We start from the raw sequence: 19,189 nt of genomic DNA, 5'->3' as shown, positions 1-19,189 counted from the left end.
TGAGGTTCCGCAGGTGAGTGATGACGACAAGCTCCGCTATTTCCTCCGGCGGGTAACGGCCAACCTTCACGAGACCCGTCAGCGGCTCAGCGAGATCGAGGCGGCCGCCGACGAGCCGATCGCGATCGTCGGCATGGGCTGCCGCTTCCCCGGCGGCGTCCGGAGCCCGCAGGACCTGTGGGAGTTGCTGGCCGGCGGCGTCGACGCGATCTCCGGTTTCCCCCAGGACCGTGGCTGGGACCTGGAAGAACTGCTCGGAACCGGGCCCGGCTCGGAAGGCGCCTCGCACGTACGGGCGGGCGGGTTCATCGAGGGCGCCGGTGAGTTCGACGCGGGCTTCTTCGGGATCAGCCCGCGCGAGGCGGTGGCGATGGACCCGCAGCAGCGGATGCTGCTGGAGGTCGCGTGGGAGGCGCTGGAGCGGGCCGGGATCGATCCGCTGTCGCTGCGCGGCTCGTCGACCGGCGTCTTCGCGGGGGCGTCGTCGACGGGATACGGCTGGGGGCTGGGCTCGCAGACCGAGCTGGAGGGCCACCTGGTCACCGGGACCGCGAGCAGTGTGCTGTCCGGCCGGATCGCCTACACCCTCGGGCTGGAAGGACCGGCGGTCACGGTCGACACGGCCTGCTCGTCGGCGCTGGTGTCCCTGCACCTGGCCGCCAGGGCGCTGCGGGCACAGGAGTGCTCGCTGGCCCTCGTGGGTGGCGTCTTCGTGGCGTCGACGCCGGTGATGTTCACCGACTTCAGCACCCAGCTGGGCCTGGCCCCGGACGGCCGGTGCAAGGCGTTCGGCGACGGCGCGGACGGCATGGGCGTGGCCGAGGGCTCCGGGGTCATCGTGGTGGAACGCCTGTCCGACGCTCAGCGGAACGGGCACCAGGTGCTGGCGGTCGTGCGCGGCAGCGCGATGAACCAGGACGGCGCCTCCAACGGCTTGACGGCTCCGAACGGACCCTCGCAGCAGCGGGTGATCCGGGCCGCGCTCGCCAACGCCCGGCTGTCCCCGGCCGACATCGACGCCGTCGAGGCCCACGGCACCGGCACTCCCCTCGGCGACCCGATCGAGGCCCAGGCCCTGCTGGCCACGTACGGGCAGGAGCGGCCCGAGGAGCGGCCGCTGCTGCTGGGCTCGATCAAGGCCAACATCGGTCACCCCCAGCAGGCCGCCGGGATCGCTGGGGTGATCAAGATGGTGCTGGCGCTGCGGCATGGGCTGCTGCCGCGCACCCTGCACGCCGATCGGCCCTCGCCGCACATCGACTGGTCCTCCGGCCAGGTACGGCTGCTGACCGAGGCGACGCCCTGGCAGCCGGGCGAGCGGCCGCGCCGGGCCGGAGTGTCCGGGTTCGGGATGAGCGGCACCAACGTGCACGTCATCCTCTCCGAAGCTCCGGCCGCCGAGCCTCCCGCCGACGCCCCCGCCCCGGACGAGAACGCCGAGCCCGCCGATCCACCGGCGCCGGTGCTGTCGGGCGGACCGCCGGTGTGGCTGGTGTCGAGCCGCTCGGAAGCCGGGCTGTCCGCTCAGGCACGGCGACTGGCCGCCTTCACCGGGGATCATCCGGGCCAGGATCCGGCGGCTGTCGCCTGGTCCCTGGCCACGACCCGGTCCGCGTTCGAATACCGGGCCGCGGTGCTGGGAGCGGACCACGGCGAGCTGGCCGCCGGTCTGAACGCTCTCACCATCGGCCGGCGGAATCCGGGCGTGGTCTCCGGCGTGGCCTCCAGGACGGGGAAGATCGCTTTCGTTTTCCCTGGTCAGGGTGCGCAGTGGGTGGGGATGGGGCGGGAGATGCTGGTGGCGTCTCCGGTGTTCGCGGCTCGGTTGGCGGAGTGTGGGCGGGCGCTTGATCCGTATGTGGATTGGGTGTTGGAGGACGTTCTGGCCGGGCGTGAGGGTGCGCCGGGGTTGGAGCGGGCTGATGTGGTGCAGCCGGTGTTGTGGGCGGTGATGGTGTCGCTGGCGGCTGTGTGGGAGGCGGCGGGGGTTCGTCCGGACGCTGTCGTCGGTCACAGTCAGGGTGAGATCGCGGCGGCGTGTGTGGCGGGGATGTTGTCGCTGGAGGATGCCGCCCGGGTGGTGGCGGTCCGCAGCCGGGAGCTCTCACGCCTGGCGGCGTCGGCCGGGATGTTGTCGGTGGTGATGCCGGTGGCTTCGGTCGAGGAGTTGCTGGCGTCTAACGAGGACTGGGCGGAACGGCTGTCGGTGGCCGCCGTGAACGGTCCTGCCACCACGGTGGTTTCCGGGGATCTGGACGCGCTGGACGATTTCGAGCGTGTTCTGTCGGCCCGGCGGGTGCTGCGCTGGCGGATTCCGCAGACCGACTTCGTCGCGCATTCGGCGCGGGTGGAGGAGCTGCGGGAGGGGCTGGTCCGGGATCTGGCGTCGATCGCGCCGCTGCCCGGCCGTGTCCCGCTGTTCTCGACGGTCACCGGTCAGCGCCGGGACGGCACGGAGCTGGACGCCGGCTACTGGTACGCGAACGTACGGGAACGAGTCCGTTTCCAGGACGCAGTGCAGGCCCTCGCCCGGGACGGGTACCGCACGTTCCTTGAGGTGTCCCCGCACGCGGTGCTGACCGCCGCGATCGACGAGACCCTCGACGAGGCCGGTGCCTCGGACGCTTCGCTGATCACCGGGACGCTGGATCGGGAGGACGCCGGCGCGCGCCGGTTCCTGACCGCGCTGGCCCGGGTGCACGTACGCGGGGTGAAGGTCGACTGGACGGCGGTGCTCCCGGCCGCGCCCGTCGTCGAGCTGCCCACCTACGCCTTCGCCCGTCAGCGGTACTGGCTGTCCCCGGCCGCCGCCGAGCTCGCCCCGGTGCCGGGTGAGACGCGCAGTGAGACCGAGGCCCGGTTCTGGGCCGCGATCGAGAACTCCGATCTGCGGGAGCTCGCCGGTCTCCTGGCCGTCGAACCGCACCCCCTGGACGAGGTCCTCCCCGCGCTGACCTCGTGGCGGAAACGCGAGCGGGAACGGTTCGCCACCGAATCCTGGCGTTACCGGGTCTCCTGGACGTCGATCGCCGACCCGGATCCGGGTCGGCTGTCCGGCACCTGGCTCCTTGTCACCGGCCCCGGCCAGGACCTCACCGAGCGGCTCCGGCAGATCCTCTCCGATCATGGAGCGCACGTCGTCCCGATCACCGTCGGCGAGACCGACCGGGACACCGTCGCCGCGGCCCTGCCGGGCACGCCCGTCGCCGGCGTGGTCTCGCTGCTGGCCCTGGACGAGACCCCGCACGACCGGTTCCCCGACGTCGCCGTCGGCGTCGCCGGCACGCTGGCGCTCGTCCAGGCGCTGGGCGACGCCGGGATCGGCGCCCCGCTCTGGGTGCTGAGCCGGGGCGCCGTCGTGGCGGCCCCCGCCGATGTCCTGACCGCGCCCGTACAGGCGCAGATCTGGGCCCTGGGCCGGGTCGCGAGCCTTGAGCACCGGGACCGGTGGGGCGGCCTCGTCGACCTGCCCGATCTGCTCGACGAACGGGCGGCGGACCGGCTCTGCGCCGTCCTGACCGGGAACCTGGGCGAAGACCAGACCGCCGTGCGGCCCGGCGGGATTCTCGGGCGCCGGCTCGTACCGGCCCCGCTGCCCCGGGACGGCGGCAAGCGCTGGCGTCCCGGCGGCACCGTGCTGATCACCGGGGGCACCGGCGCGATCGGCGGTCACGTGGCCCGCTGGCTCGCCGGCCGGGGCGCCGACCGGGTCGTGCTCGCCGGCCGCTCCGGCGTCGGCGCGGCCGGAGCGGCCGCGCTGGCCGCCGAGGTGGCCACGGCCGGCACGACCGTGAACGTGGTGGCATGCGACGCCGGCCGCCGCGACGACGTCACCGGACTGCTGCACCGGATCACGGCCACCGGCTCGCCGCTGTCGAGCGTGATGCACACCGCCGGGGTCGTCGACAACGGCGTCCTGGACCGGCTGGACCCGGCCCGGCTGGCCGCCGTCCTGGCCGCGAAGGCCACCTCCGCCGCCCTGCTGGACGAGCTGACGGCGGACCTGGACCTGGACGCGTTCGTGCTGTTCTCCTCGGCCGCCGCGACCTTCGGCGGCGGCGGCCAGGGCAACTACGCCGCCGCCAACGCCTTTCTCGACGCGCTGGCCCAGAACCGGCGCGGTCGCGGCCGGACGGCGCTGTCGGTGGCGTGGGGTCCGTGGGCCGGCGGCGGCGTCGCCCAGGCCGGCGAGGCCACCGTCGCGCGGCTGAGCCGGAACCGGTGGGAGGTCCTGATGGACCCCGCCCTGGCCGTCCAGGCCCTGGCCGAGGCCATCGACGGCGACGACACCGCCCTGACCGTCATGGACGTGGACTGGTCGGAGATGGCCGGCGCCCCCGGCATGGCCGACCTGCACACCGTCCCGTTCGTCCGCGACCTGCCCCAGATCGGCAGGCTGCCCCGGCCGCAGGGGAGCGACACCGGGCCCGACGGCCTTTTGGCCGGTAGCGAGCTCGCGCGGCGACTGTCGAGCCTGCCCCGGGCCGAGCAGGACCGGCTCCTGATCGACCTGATCCGGGCCGAGGCCGCCGCCGTACTCAACTACGCCTCCTTGGAGGCGGTCGACGCCGCCCGAGCCTTCAGCGACCTGGGGTTCGACTCGCTCACCGCCGTGGAGCTGCGCAACCAGCTCAGCGCGGCCACCGGGATGAGACTCTCGGCCACCTTGCTGTTCGATCACCCGACTCCCCTCGTGCTGGCCGCTCACCTGCGTACCGAACTGCTGGGAGACCTGCCGGCGATCCCGGCCGCCGTGACCACGGCGCCGGTGAACGACGAGCCGATCGCCATCGTCGGCATGGCCGGACGGTACCCGGGCGGCGTCACCGGTCCCGAGAGCCTGTGGGAGATGCTGGTGTCCGGCGGCGACGGGATCACCGGAATCCCGCTCAACCGCGGCTGGGACATCGACCACCTGTTCGACCCGGACCCCGACCATCCCGGTACGGCCTACGTACAGGCCGGTGGTTTCCTGCACGAGGCGGGACAGTTCGATCCCGGCTTCTTCGGGATCAGCCCGCGTGAGGCGCTGGCCATGGACCCGCAGCAGCGGCTGCTCCTGGAGACCTCCTGGGAGGCCCTGGAACGGGCCGGGATCGACCCGAGGTCGTTGCGCGGCTCCGCCACCGGCGTCTTCGCCGGCGGTTACGGATCCGGGTACGCGACCGGGCTGCAACTGGCCCCGGAAGGCTCGGCCGGGCTGGAGGGTCACATGGTGACCGGGAACGCCGGCAGCGTCATCTCCGGCCGGATCTCCTACACCCTCGGACTCGAAGGGCCGTCACTGACCGTGGACACGGCCTGCTCGTCGTCCCTGGTCGCCGTCCATTTGGCCGGTCAGGCGCTGCGCTCGGGAGAGTGCCGGCTGGCGCTCGCGGGCGGGGTGACGATCATGGCGACCCCGGCCGAGCTCGTCGGCTTCTCCAAGCAGCGCGGCCTGGCCGCGAACGGGCGCTGCAAGTCGTTCTCGGCCGACGCCGACGGTATGGGCATGGCCGAGGGCGCGGGCATGATCGTGCTCGAACGGCTCTCCGACGCGCGGGCGAACGGTCACCCCGTCCTGGCCGTGATCCGGGGCACCGCGGTGAACCAGGACGGCGCCTCCAACGGGTTGACCGCCCCCAACGGGCCCTCGCAGCAGCGGGTGATCCGGGCCGCGCTGGCGAACGCCGGACTGCGGCCGGCCGACGTGGACGCGGTGGAGGCGCACGGGACCGGCACGGTGCTGGGCGACCCGATCGAGGCCCAGGCCCTCGCCGCCACCTACGGGCAGGACCGGGACGCCGGACGGCCGCTCTGGCTGGGCTCGGTGAAGTCCAACATCGGCCACGCCCAGGCCGCCGCCGGGGTGGCCGGGGTGATGAAGATGGTGCTGGCCCTGCGGCATCAGCAACTGCCCAGGACCCTGCACTCGCTGGAGCCCTCCCCGCACGTGGACTGGTCCGGCTCCGGGCTGCGGCTGCTGACCGAGCCCGTGCCCTGGCCGGTGAACGGGCGACCGCGCCGGGCCGGGATCTCGTCGTTCGGGATCAGCGGCACCAACGCCCACGTCATCGTCGAGGAAGCACCACCTGAGGCGCAGACCGGGGCCGCCGGCGAGGAGCCGGTCGGGGACGAGACCGGGCTCGCCGCGCTGGCGGCGGCGCCGGCGTGGCTGGTGTCCGCCCGGACCGCCGGCGCGCTGGCCGCTCAGGCGGATCGGCTGGCCGCCTTCGTGCGCGCCCGCCCGGCTCTGGACCCGGCCGATGTGGGCTGGTCGCTGGCGACCGCCCGGTCGGTGTTCGAGCACCGGGCCGTGATCGTCGGCGCGGACCGGGACGAACTGCTGTCGGGGCTGACGGCGGTGGCGGCCGGTGAGCCGGCGAGCACTGTGATCAGCGGGGTGGCCCCCGCCGGGTCGCCGCGGATCGGGTTCGTCTTCGCCGGTCAGGGCGCTCAGCGGGCCGGGATGGGGCGTGAGCTGTACGCCGCCTCCGAGGTGTTCGCGGCGGCCTTCGACGAGGTGTGCGAGCTGCTGGAGCCGGAGGTCGGGCTGCCGATCCGGGAGGTGGTCCTGGGCGCGGACGGTGACGCTCGCGCGGATCGGACCGGGTACGCGCAGGCCGGGTTGTTCGCGGTGGAAGTGGCGCTGGTCGCGGTGCTGGCGGCGGCCGGCGTGGTCCCGGAGGCGGTCGCCGGTCATTCGGTAGGGGAGATCGCGGCGGCGTACGCGGCCGGCGTCCTCACCCTTGAGGACGCCTGCCGGCTGGTCGGCACGCGGGCCCGGCTGATGCAGGCGCTGCCCGAGGGTGGCGCGATGGCGGCGGTGGCGGTGACCGAGGCCGAGATGCTCGCGGTGCTGGAGGACCGGCCCGGGGTGTCGGTGGCGGCGGTGAACGGCCCGTCCTCGGTGGTGATCTCGGGTGATGCCGAAGCCGTGGACCAGGTGCTGGAGATGTGGCGGGAGCGGGGCCGGCGGGTGCGGCGGCTGAGGGTGAGCCACGCGTTCCATTCGGCCTGGATGGATCCGGTCCTGGACGAACTCGGCCGGGTGGCGGCCGGGCTGGAGCACATGGCGCCCACCCTGACCTGGGCGGGGGCGCTGACCGGTGACGTCATCGCGGTCCCGGAGGCGGCCTACTGGGCCCGGCAGGCTCGGCAGCCGGTCCGGTTCGCCGACGCCGTCACCACCCTGGCCGGGCAGGGCATCACGGTGTTCATCGAGATCGGCCCGGACGCGACGCTGTCGGCCATGGGGCCCGCCATCCTCGCCGACCGGGCCGGTGACGGGTTCATCCCGCTGCTGCGGGGGCGGGCGCCGGCGCCGGAGTCGCTGCTGAGCGCGCTGGCGCGGGCGCATGTGCAGGGGGTCCGCGTCGACTGGGCCGCCGTGCTGCCGGCCGGGCGGGTGGTGGAGCTGCCGACGTACGCCTTCCAGCATCAGTATTTCTGGCCTGGCGGCCCCCAGTTGATGCGGCCTGGCGCGGTCGGCGGCGTCGTCGGTGTTGGCGGTGTTGGCGGTGTTGGCGGCTCGGCGGCCGAGGCCCGGTTCTGGGCCGCGGTCGAGGGCGGCGACGTCCGGGCCTTGGCAGAGACGCTGGCCGTGGACGACGTGGAGCGGCTTGGCGCTGTGCTGCCTGGTTTGAGGTCGTGGCGGCGGCGGGAGCGGGATGAGTCGGCGACCGCCCACTGGCGGTACCGGACGTCGTGGGCGCCGGTGAACGACCCGTTCCCGGCCCGGCTGCCGGGAACCTGGCTGGTGATCAGCGGTCCGGCCGATGATGAGCCGGCCCAGGAGTGTGTGCGGGCGCTGACGGCTCGGGGGGCGCGGGCGGTGCTCGTCGAGCTCGGACTCGATGATCTGGGCCGGGCGGCGATCGCCGCCCGGATCGGCGAGGCCCTGACCACGGCCGGATCCGGGTCTGAGTCCTCCACCCCCGCGCTGGCGGGAGTCCCCTCGACCGCGCGTGACCTCGGTGGGGTCCTGTCGCTGCTGGCTCTGGCCGAGGAGGCGCTGCCCGGGCACGATGCGGTGTCTGCCGGGGTGGCGGGCACGCTGGGGTTGGTTCAGGCACTGGGGGATGCCGGGGTGACGGCGCCGCTGTGGGTGCTGACCCGTGGTGCGGTGGCCGCTGCCCCGGCCGATGTGCTGACGGCTCCGGTCCAGGCCCAGGTGTGGGGGCTGGGGCAGGTGGCCGCTCTGGAGCATCCGGACCGGTGGGGCGGACTGATCGACCTGCCGCCGGTCTGGGACGAGCGGGCCGAGGGCCGCCTGGCGGCGGTGCTGGCCGGCTGCGGCGAGAATCAGGTGGCCATCCGCGACACCGGAGTGCTGGGCCGCCGACTGACCCGACCCACCCCCGCTCCCGCCCCTGCTCTCGCTTCCGGTCCCGCTTCTGGTCCCTCTTCATCCTCCCCTGCTCCTGCCGGTGGGTGGGCGTGGGTGGCGCGGGGGACGGCGTTGGTGACGGGTGGTACTGGTGCGATCGGTGTGCGGGTGGTGCGTTGGCTGGCGGAGCGGGGGGCTGAGCGGGTTGTTGTGACCAGTCGTTCGGGCGCTGCCGCGCCTGAGGTGGCGGGGTTGGCGGCGGAGTTGGCCGAGGGTGGGACGGCGGTGGTGGTGCTGGCGGCTGATGTCGCTGAGCGGGGTGATGTCGCTGGGCTGTTGGCTGTGATCGGGGCTGGTGGTCCGCCGTTGCGTTCGGTGGTGCATACCGCTGGGGTGGTGGATGACGGGGTCTTGGACCGGTTGGACGCGTCGCGGCTGGCCACGGTGCTGGCGGCGAAGGCGGGTGGTGCTGCCCTGCTGGACGAGCTGACGGCGGATCTGGATCTGGATGCGTTCGTGTTGTTCTCGTCTTCGGCCGGCACGTTCGGTGGTGGCGGGCAGGGCAATTACGCGGCGGCGAACGCGTTCTTGGATGCGTTGGCGCAGAATCGGCGCGGCCGGAGGCTGGCGGGTGTTTCGCTGGCGTGGGGTCCGTGGGCCGGTGGTGGGATGGCGCAGGCGGGTGAGGCGGCACGGCAGCGGCTCGATCGGGGTCTGTTGCGGGCGATGCAGCCTGCTTCGGCGCTGCGGGTGCTGGGTCAGGCGCTGGAGGAGTCCGGCTCGAACGGTGTGCTGACCGTCATGGATGTGGACTGGGTGCAGGCGGCGTCCCGGATGGGTGACCTGCGCCAGGTGCCCTTCGTGCGCGACCTGCCCGAGGTACGCGCCCTTGTGGCTGCTGAGGCATCCAGTGAGGGCGGTTCGGATCTGGCCCGGGAGTTGGCCGGTCTGAGCCGGGTGGCGCAGGAGCAGAAGCTCGCTGATCTGGTCCGCGCCGAGGCCGCGACCGTGCTCGGTCACACGTCCGCCACGGCGGTCGACGCCGACCGGGCGTTCAGCGACGTCGGGTTCGACTCGCTGACCGCCGTCGAGCTGCGGAACCGGCTGACCGCCCGCAGCGGCCTGGGCCTGCCGGCGACGCTGGTGTTCGACTACCCGACACCGCGTGCCCTGGCCCAGCACCTGCGGGGCGAATTGCTCGGTGACGCCGACGACCTGGACCGGGTGCGCGGTCCGGTGGCGGTGGACGGTGACCCGATCGCGATCGTCTCCATGGCCTGCCGCTTCCCCGGCGGCGTGCGCGACCCCGAGCAGTTCTGGGAGCTGCTGGCCACGAGCACGGACGCGATCTCTGCCTTCCCGGTGGATCGCGCCTGGGATCTTGACAATCTGTTCGACCCGGATCCGGAGCGGGCCGGTACCTCGCACACACGCGCGGGCGGATTCATCCACGACGCGGGCGAGTTCGATCCCGGGTTCTTCGGCATCAACCCGCGCGAGGCGCTGGCCATGGACCCCCAGCAGCGCATCCTGCTCGAAACCTCCTGGGAGGCGCTGGAGCGGGCGGGCATCGAACCGCGCTCGCTGCGCGGCAGCGACACCGGGGTGTTCGCCGGAGCGGGATTCTCCGGCTACGGCGTCGGCGCCGCCGACAGCGGGCTGGAGGGCTACCAGCTGACCGGGATGGCGGCCAGCGTCATCTCCGGGCGGGTCTCGTACACGCTGGGGCTTGAAGGGCCGGCGGTGACGGTGGACACGGCTTGTTCGTCGTCGCTGGTGGCGCTGCACATGGCCGCTCAGGCGCTGCGGGCGGGGGAGTGCTCGCTGGCCTTGGCGGGTGGGGTGACCGTGATGGCGGTGCCGACCGGGTTCTCCGAGTTCTCCCGGCAGCAGGGGCTGGCCTCGGACGGCAGGTGCAAGGCGTTCGGAGCGGGCGCGGACGGGACCGGCTGGGCCGAGGGGGCCGGGATACTCCTCCTGGAAAGGCTCTCCGACGCCCAGCGCAACGGGCACCGGGTGCTGGCCGTGATGCGCGGGAGCGCTGTGAACCAGGACGGGGCCTCGAACGGCCTGACCGCGCCGAATGGTCCTTCGCAGCAGCGGGTGATCCGTTCGGCGCTGGCGAGTGCTCGGTTGTCGGCGGCGGATGTCGATGTGGTGGAGGCGCATGGCACCGGGACGGTTCTCGGTGATCCGATCGAGGCCCAGGCCCTGCTGGCGACGTACGGTCAGGATCGGCCGGAGGACCGGCCGTTGTGGCTGGGGTCGGTGAAGTCGAACATCGGTCACACCCAGTCGGCGGCCGGCGTGGCCGGAGTCATGAAGATGGTGCTGGCGCTCCAGAACGGCTTGCTGCCGCCCACGTTGCATGCGGCTGAGCCGTCTGCGCACATCGATTGGTCGTCCGGTCAGGTCCGGTTGCTGAGCGAGGCGGTGCCGTGGCCGGTCGCTGACCGGCCCCGGCGGGCTGGCGTGTCGTCGTTCGGGATGAGCGGCACCAACGCCCACGTGATCCTCGAAGAGGCTCCCGCCACCGAGCCGGACACTCTGGACGAGGAGCACCGGGCCCCGGGACCTGCCCGGCCGGTGCTGGCCGAGGCTCCGGCGTGGCTGGTGTCGGGGCGGAGCCGGGAGGCGTTGCGGGGGCAGGCGGTTCGGTTGGCCGCGCGTCTGGATGCCGGTACGGACCTCCGTCCGCTGGATGTGGGGTGGGCTTTGGCGACCTCCCGGTCGACCTTCGAGCATCGGGCGGTGGTGCTGGGCGGGGATCGGGATGAGTTGGTGGCGGGGTTGTCGGCGTTGGCGGCGGGGGAGTCGTCGGCCGGTGTGGTGAGTGCGGTGGCCGGGGCGGTGAGCCCGGTGGTGTTCGTGTTCCCCGGTCAGGGGTCGCAGTGGGTCGGTATGGGGCGGGAGCTGGCTGAGGCCAGCCCGGTGTTCGCGGCTCGGCTGGCCGAGTGTGGTCGGGCTCTGGCTCCTTACGTGGACTGGTCTCTGGATGACGTCCTGGCTGGTCGGGAGGGTGCGCCTGGGCTTGACCGGGTGGATGTGGTGCAGCCGGTGCTGTGGGCGGTGATGGTGTCACTGGCTGCGGTGTGGCAGGCGGCTGGGGTGGAGCCGGCTGCGGTGGTCGGTCACAGTCAGGGCGAGATCGCGGCTGCGGTGGTGGCGGGGATTCTGTCGCTGGAGGACGGCGCGAAGGTGGTGGCGTTGCGCAGCCGGTCGTTGACCGCGTTGTCGGGCCGGGGCGGGATGCTTTCGATCGGCGAGCCGGTCCACGTCATCACCGAGCGCATCGGGGCCTGGGACGGCCGGGTGTCGGTCGCGGCGATCAACGGGCCCGAGGCCACCGTCGTTTCCGGGGACGTCGCAGCTCTGAACGAGATCGCCGCCGAATGCGAACGCGCGGGGGTGCGAACCCGCCTGCTGCCGGTCGACTACGCCTCCCACGGGCCGCAGGTGGAGGGGCTGCGGGAAGAGATCCTGGCGGCTCTGGCGGGGATCAGTCCGCAGCCGGGGTCGGTTCCGCTGGTGTCGGCTCTGACGGGTGAGGTGTTGGCCGGTGCGGATGCTGGGCCGGAGTACTGGTACGCGAGTTTGCGTGGGTCGGTGTGGTTCTCGCGGGCGGTGGAGGCGCTGTACGGCGGCGGGCACAGGGTGTTCGTTGAGGTGTCTCCGCATCCGGTTTTGACTGCGGCGATCAGTGCCACGCTCGACCAGCCGTCGCAGGAGATCGAGGACCCGCCGGTGGTGGTGGGGACGTTGCGGCGTGAGGATGGCGGGGCGCAGCGCGTTCTGCGGTCCTTGGCCGAGGTGCATGTTCGGGGTGTGCCGGTTGATTGGCGGGCGGTGTTGACGCCTGGACGGCCGGTGGATCTGCCGACGTACGCGTTCGTGCGGGAGCGGTTCTGGGTGGAGGGAATGCTCGCGGCGCCCTCCGGGGGCCGGGTGAGTGATCCGGTGGAGGAGCGGTTCTGGGCGGCTGTCGATGACGGTGACGTGGCCGGTCTGGCGGAGACTCTGGCGTTGGAGGGGCGGCGGCTGGAGGAGGTGCTGCCTGCACTGGCGTCGTGGCGGCGCCGGGAGCGGGATCAGTCGCGGACGGCGGATTGGCGGTATCGGATCACGTGGGTGCCGGTGGCCGACCGTCGGCCGGTGGGCGACCGTCGCCCGGCTGCCCTGAGCGGAACTTGGTTGGTGGTCACCGGATCGGCGGGCGCCGGGTCGGCCTCCGCATGCGTCCGGGCCCTGACCGGCCACGGAGCGGACGTCGTTCTCGCCGAGATCGCGCCGATGGACCGGGAGGCTCTCGCGGCCCGGCTTCGGGATGCCGTCGGAGAGCGGTCCTTGTCCGGGGTGGTGTCGCTGTTGGCGATGGAGGAGATGCCGTTGGCGGGCAGCCCGGTGGTGTCGACCGGGTTGGCCGCCACGGTCGGGTTGATCCAGGCTCTCGGGGATCTCGAGCTCGCCGCGCCGCTGTGGGTGCTGACGTCGGGAGCGGCCGGACCCGAGCAGGCGCCGGCCGGCCTGGCGCAGGCTCAAGTCTGGGGGCTGGGCCGGGTCGCGGGTCTGGAGCATCCGGACAGGTGGGGTGGCCTGATCGACGTGCCCGAGGTGCTGGACGGCCCGGCGGCGGACCGGTTGTGCGCCGTGCTGGCCATGGGCGGCGAGGACCAGGTGGCGATCCGGGGCACAGAGGTGTTCGCCCGACGTCTGGTACGGGCTCCGCAGCCGCGGGCTGTGCAGCCGGAAGCTCTGGAGATACACACGTCACGGTCGTGGCCACGGAGCGCCTGGGCTCCGGGTGGGAGCGTGCTGGTGACCGGGGGAACCGGGGCGATCGGTGGCCGGCTGGCCCGTTGGGCGGCGGGCCGGGGTGCGAGCCGGGTGGTGTTGTCCGGTCGCTCGGGTCCGGCTGCCAACGGTGTCGGGGCGCTGGCGGCGGAGTTGGCGTCGGCGGGTACGTCGGTGGCGGTGTTGGCCGGCGATGTCGGTGTCCGGGCCGAGGTGGCGGCCCTGGTCGAGTGGATCGGCGCGACCGGGCCCCGGGTGAGCTCGGTGTTCCACGCGGCCGGTGTGGGTGGCGGGGATCCACTGACCCAGCTGAGCGTGGCCGGCCTGACCGTGTCGATGGCGGCCAAGGCCGGCGGCGCTGCGCATCTGGACGAGCTGACCGTGGATCTGGACGCCTTCGTCACGTTCTCTTCTGGGGCGGCGACGTGGGGCAGCTCGCACCTTGGCGGGTACGCGGCCGCCAACGCCTTCTTGGACGCCCTGGTCGAGGATCGGCGCGGGCGTGGGCTGGCCGGAACGTCGGTGGCGTGGGGGCTCTGGGGCGGCGGTGGGATGGCCGAGGGGCGGTCCGGGGAGTTGCTGCAGCGGATGGGGCTGCGGGAGATGGATCCGGATCTGGCGATCGGCGCGCTGGCCCAGGCTTTGGATCATGGTGAGGGGCCGGTCACGGTCGCCGACATCGATTGGGCCCGGTTCGCGCCGGTGCTGACGGTGCACCGGCCCAGTCCGCTGATCGGTGATCTGCCCGAAGCCCGGCGAGCCCTGAGCGACCCGACCCCCACCAGCACCGAAGAGCACCGGACGACCGCCAGTACAGAGCTGACGGCCCGGCTGACCGGCCTGATTCGGGCCGACCAGATCCGGACGCTCACAGATCTGGTACGGACCGAGGCCGCCGTCGTCCTGGGCCACGCCTCCCCGGAGGCGCTGGCGGCCGGGCGGGCGTTCAAGGACCTCGGCTTCGACTCGCTGACCGCGGTGGACCTGCGTAACCGGTTGAACGCCGCCACCGGGATGACGTTGCCGGCCACGCTGGTCTTCGACTACCCGACCTCGGCGGCGCTGGCCGGCTTCCTGCGCTCGCGGCTGCTGGGCGATCGGGATGCTGCCGTGGTCGTCACCGCGACTGCTTCGGACGAGCCGATCGCGATCGTCGGTATCGGCTGCCGTTTCCCCGGTGGGGTCCGCGGTCCAGAAGAGTTCTGGCGGCTGCTCGCAGCCGGGGCGGACGTCGTCTCGGACCTGCCGGCCGACCGGGGCTGGGACCTGGCGGCCATTCACGATTCAGCCTCGGCCGAGCCGGGTCAGGCCCCTCGTGGCGGGTTCCTCTACGATGCCGGCGAATTCGATCCCGCGTTCTTCGGGATCAGCCCGCGTGAGGCGCTCAGCATGGACCCGCAGCAGCGGCTTCTGCTGGAGACCTCGTGGGAGGCGCTGGAGCGGGCCGGCATCGATCCGGAACTGCTGCGCGGGTCGGCGACCGGGGTGTTCGTCGGGGCCTCCTGGTCCGGGTACGGCCTCGACCGGCAGCAGGAAGCGGGCGGCGACAAGGGGCACCTGCTGACCGGAACGTCGAGCAGTGTGTTGTCCGGGCGGATGTCGTACGTGCTGGGTCTGGAAGGCCCGGCGGTGTCGGTGGACACCGCCTGCTCGTCGTCCCTCGTCGCGCTGCACCTGGCAGGGCAGGCGCTGCGGTCGGGGGAGTGCACGCTGGCGCTGGCCGGTGGCGCGTTCGTCGCCGCCACCCCCGTGATGTTCACCGGCTTCAACACCCAGCTCGGGCTGGCGCATGACGGTCGCTGCAAGGCCTTCGGGGCGGAAGCCGACGGCATGGGGATGGCCGAGGGCGCGGGCGTGCTGGTGGTGGAGCGGCTGTCGGACGCTCGCCGTAACGGGCATCCGGTCCTGGCCGTGATCCGGGGCAGCGCCATGAATCAGGACGGCGCGTCGAACGGCTTGACGGCCCCGAACGGTCCTTCGCAGCAGCGGGTGATCCGTTCGGCGCTGGCGAGTGCTCGGTTGTCGGCGGCGGATGTCGATGTGGTGGAGGCGCATGGCACCGGGACGGTTCTCGGTGATCCGATCGAGGCCCAGGCCCTGCTGGCGACGTACGGTCAGGATCGGCCGGAGGACCGGCCGTTGTGGCTGGGGTCGGTGAAGTCGAACATCGGGCACACGCAGGCGGCGGCTGGGATGGCCGCTGTCATCAAGATGGTGCTGGCTCTGCGGCATCAGGAGTTGCCGCGAACCCTGCACGTGGACGAGCCCTCGCCGCACATCGACTGGTCGTCGGGTCAGGTACGGCTGCTGAACGAGCCCGTCGCCTGGCCGGTGAGCGACCGCCCTCGCCGGGCCGGTGTGTCGGCGTTCGGGATGAGCGGCACCAACGTCCACACCATTCTGGAGGAAGCCCCCGATCCTGACACGGACGCCGAGGACGTCGCTCCGTCTCCGGAACCGGCGGTGCTGGCCGATCCTCAGCCGCTCTGGCTGCTGTCCGGGCGTACGTCCACCGGTCTGGCCGCGCAGGCGCGGCGGCTGAGCACGTACCTGAGCACGCGTACGGACCTGGATCCGGTCGATGTGGGCTGGTCACTGGCGACGACCCGGTCGGTGTTCGAGCACCGTGCCGTGGTCAGCGGGGACGAACTGCTGCCCGGCCTGGCGGCCGTGGCCGCCGGCGAGTCGGCGGCCGGTGTGGTCAGCGGCGTCGTACTGGGCGGCCGGCCGCGGGTGGGATTCCTGTTCGCCGGTCAGGGGGCGCAACGGGCCGGGATGGGCCGTGAGCTGTATGCGGCGTCGCCGGTGTTCGCGGCCGTGTTCGACGAGGCGTGCGAGCTGCTGGAGGCGGAGCTGGGTCTGCCGATCAGGGACGTCGTTCTCAGCAGTGACGAAGGCGACGCGCGGGCCGATCAGACGGTGTTCGCGCAGGCGGGGTTGTTCGCGGTCGAGGTGGGGTTGGTCGCTCTGCTGGCGGCGGCCGGGATCGTCCCGGAGGCGGTCGCGGGTCATTCGGTCGGGGAGGTTGCGGCGGCGTACGTGGCGGGTGTCCTCAGTCTTGAGGACGCGTGCCGGTTGGTGGGTACGCGGGCCCGGTTGATGCAGGCGCTGCCCGAGGGCGGTGCGATGGCGGCGATCGAAGCCGGCGAGGCGGAGATCCTGGCGATGTTGGACGAGTCGTCCGGGGTGTCGGTGGCGGCGGTGAACGGCCCGTCGTCGGTGGTGATCTCGGGCGACGAAGCCGCCGTTGACGCGGTGGTGGAGATGTGGCGGGAGCGGGGCCGGCGGGTGCGGCGGCTGCGGGTGAGCCACGCGTTCCATTCGGCCCGGATGGATCCGATGCTCGAGGAGCTCGGCGCGGTGGCGGCCGGGCTGACGCATGCGGCACCGGCCGTGACCTGGGTGGGCGCTCTCACCGGTGAAGTGATCATGGATCCGGACGCGGGCTACTGGGGTCGGCAGGCACGCCAGGCCGTCCGGTTTGCCGACGCCGTCACCACGCTGGCAGGTCAGGACATTTCGGTGTTCATCGAGATCGGTCCCGACGGGACGCTGTCGGCGATGGGCCCGGCCGCTCTCGACGAGCTCGACGGCGGCACCGAGCCGGTGTTCATCCCGCTCCAGCGCCCGGACACGCCCGCGCGGAGTTCCGTACTTGCTGCCCTGAGCCGCGCTCACGTCCACGGCGTGGACGTCGACTGGGCCGCAGTCCTGCCGACCGGGCGGCGGATTGACCTGCCGACCTACGCATTCGCCCACGAAAGGTTCTGGCTGCGCGGAGAGCAGCCGACCGGCCAGGCGGAGAGCATCGAGCGCGGCTCGGCGGCGGAGGCGCGGTTCTGGGCGGCTGTCGAGGGCGGTGACGTCCGGGCTTTGGCGGAGACGTTGGTTGTGGAGGATGTGGAGCGGCTTGGCGCGGTGTTGCCGGATTTGCGGTCGTGGCGGCAGCGGGAGCGGGATGAGTCGGCGACTGCTCTGTGGCGTTATCGGACGTCGTGGGCGCCGGTGAGTGATCCGTCCGCGGCGCGGTTGGCGGGGACGTGGCTGGTGATCTGTGGTCCGGCTGATGACGGGTCGGCGCAGGAGTGTGTGCGGGTGCTGGCGGCTCGGGGGGCGCGGGCGGTGCTCGTGGAGTTGGGCCTTGGTGACCTGGGTCGGGCGGAGATCGCTGCCCGGATCGATGAGGCTCTGGGGTCGGTCGCTGGCGTCGCTGGAGGCGTGTCCTACTCCGGCTCGGGTGCGCCTTCTTCCATAGGCGTGTCCCACTCCGGCGCGGAAGCGCCCTCCCCAAGCGAGTGGGGTCTTGAGGGGGTGGTGTCGCTGCTGGGTCTGGCTGAGGAGGCGCTGCCGGGGCTTGAAGTGGTGTCGGCTGGGGTGGCGGGGACGTTGGGGTTGGTTCAGGCGTTGGGGGATGCCGGGGTGGCGGCGCCGTTGTGGGTGCTGACGCGTGGTGCGGTGGCGGCTGGGCCGGCCGATGTGCTGGCGGCTCCGGTCCAGGCTCAGGTGTGGGGGCTGGGGCAGGTGGCCGCTCTGGAGCATCCGGACCGGTGGGGCGGGTTGATCGACCTGCCGCCGGTCTGGGACGAGTGGGTCGATGTCCGGTTGGCGGGGGTGCTGGCGGGCTGCGGTGAGGACCAGGTAGCGATCCGGGGTGCCGGAGTGCTGGGCCGCCGCTTGGTCCGGGCCGTTCCTGATCTCGCTCCTGCCGGTGGGTGGGGGTGGGTGGCGCGGGGGACGGCGTTGGTGACGGGTGGTACAGGTGCGATCGGTGCGCGGGTGGTGCGTTGGCTGGCGGAGCGGGGGGTTGAGCGGGTTGTTGTGACGAGTCGTTCGGGTGCTGGCGCGCCGGGTGTGGCGGGGTTGGCGGCGGGGTTGGCTGAGGGTGGGACGGCGGTGGTGGTGCTGGCGGCTGATGTGGCCGTGCGGGGTGATGTCGCCGGGTTGCTGGGTGTGGTGGGGGCTGGTGGTCCGCCGTTGCGTTCGGTGGTGCATACGGCTGGGGTGGTGGATGACGGGGTTTTGGATCGGTTGGATGCGTCGCGGTTGGCTACGGTGCTGGCGGCGAAGGCGGGTGGTGCTGCGCTGCTGGATGAGCTGACGGCGGGTCTGGATTTGGATGCGTTCGTGTTGTTCTCGTCTTCGGCCGGCACGTTCGGTGGTGGCGGGCAGGGCAATTACGCGGCGGCGAACGCGTTCTTGGATGCGTTGGCGCAGAATCGGCGCGGCCGGAGGCTGGCGGGTGTTTCGCTGGCGTGGGGTCCGTGGGCCGGTGGTGGGATGGCGCAGGCGGGTGAGGCGGTTCGGCAGCGGCTCGATCGGGGTTTGTTGCGGGCGATGGAGCCGGCTTCGGCGTTGCGGGTGCTGGGTCAGGCGTTGGAGTCCGGTTCGGACGGTGTGCTGACGGTCATGGATGTGGACTGGGCGCAGGCGGTGTCCCGGATGGGTGACCTGCGTCAGGTGCCGTTCGTGCGTGATCTGCCTGAGGTACGCGCCCTTGTGGCTGCTGAGGCATCCAGTGAGGGCGGTTCGGATCTGGCTCGGGAGTTGGCCGGTCTGAGCCGGGTGGCGCAGGAGCAGAAGCTCGCTGATCTGGTTCGCGCCGAGGCCGCGACCGTACTCGGTCACACCTCCGCCGCAGCGGTGGACGCCGGGCGGGCGTTCAAGGAGCTCGGGTTCGACTCGCTGACCGCCGTCGAGCTGCGAAACCGGTTGAACGCGGCCACCGGTCAGCGACTCCCCGCCACCGTCATCTTCGACTACCCCACGTCCGCAGTTCTGGCGGCTCATCTTCGGGCCGCGATCTACCAGGACGAGGACCCAACGCCACCGGTGTTCACCGAACTCGACGCACTGGAAGACACCCTTTCGGCCATACCAGCGGGCAGTGATATTCGAGCTGATATCACAGCCCGTTTGCAGACCCTCCTTTCGAAGTGGATCGGCGCTGACGACATTCCGAAGGAGAACGAGGCTGTCGGCAAACTCGAGGCCGCAACCGCCGACGAGGTTCTCGATTTCATCGACAAAGAACTCGGAATGTCGTAGATCCGATGCTCATCGAACCGTTCACCACTGGATTTGAGGGAGAAC

The 19,189-nt window shown here is 72.4% G+C and carries 1 protein-coding gene; it reads left to right on the top strand.

The window, feature by feature from the left end; translation table 11 throughout:
- Nucleotides 1-13: 13 nt before the first annotated feature.
- Nucleotides 14-19,144: a type I polyketide synthase gene (locus ACIBQX_RS07105; protein ID WP_397001583.1), complete on the top strand. Its 19,131-nt coding sequence runs from the start codon at nucleotides 14-16 to the stop codon at nucleotides 19,142-19,144.
- Nucleotides 19,145-19,189: the final 45 nt, after the last annotated feature.

The sequence above is a fragment of the Nonomuraea sp. NPDC049714 genome, from assembly GCF_044465295.1.
Lineage (GTDB): Bacteria > Actinomycetota > Actinomycetes > Streptosporangiales > Streptosporangiaceae > Nonomuraea.
The sequence above is the reverse complement of the archived record's forward strand: the minus strand, read 5'-3'. Positions and strand labels throughout refer to the sequence as shown.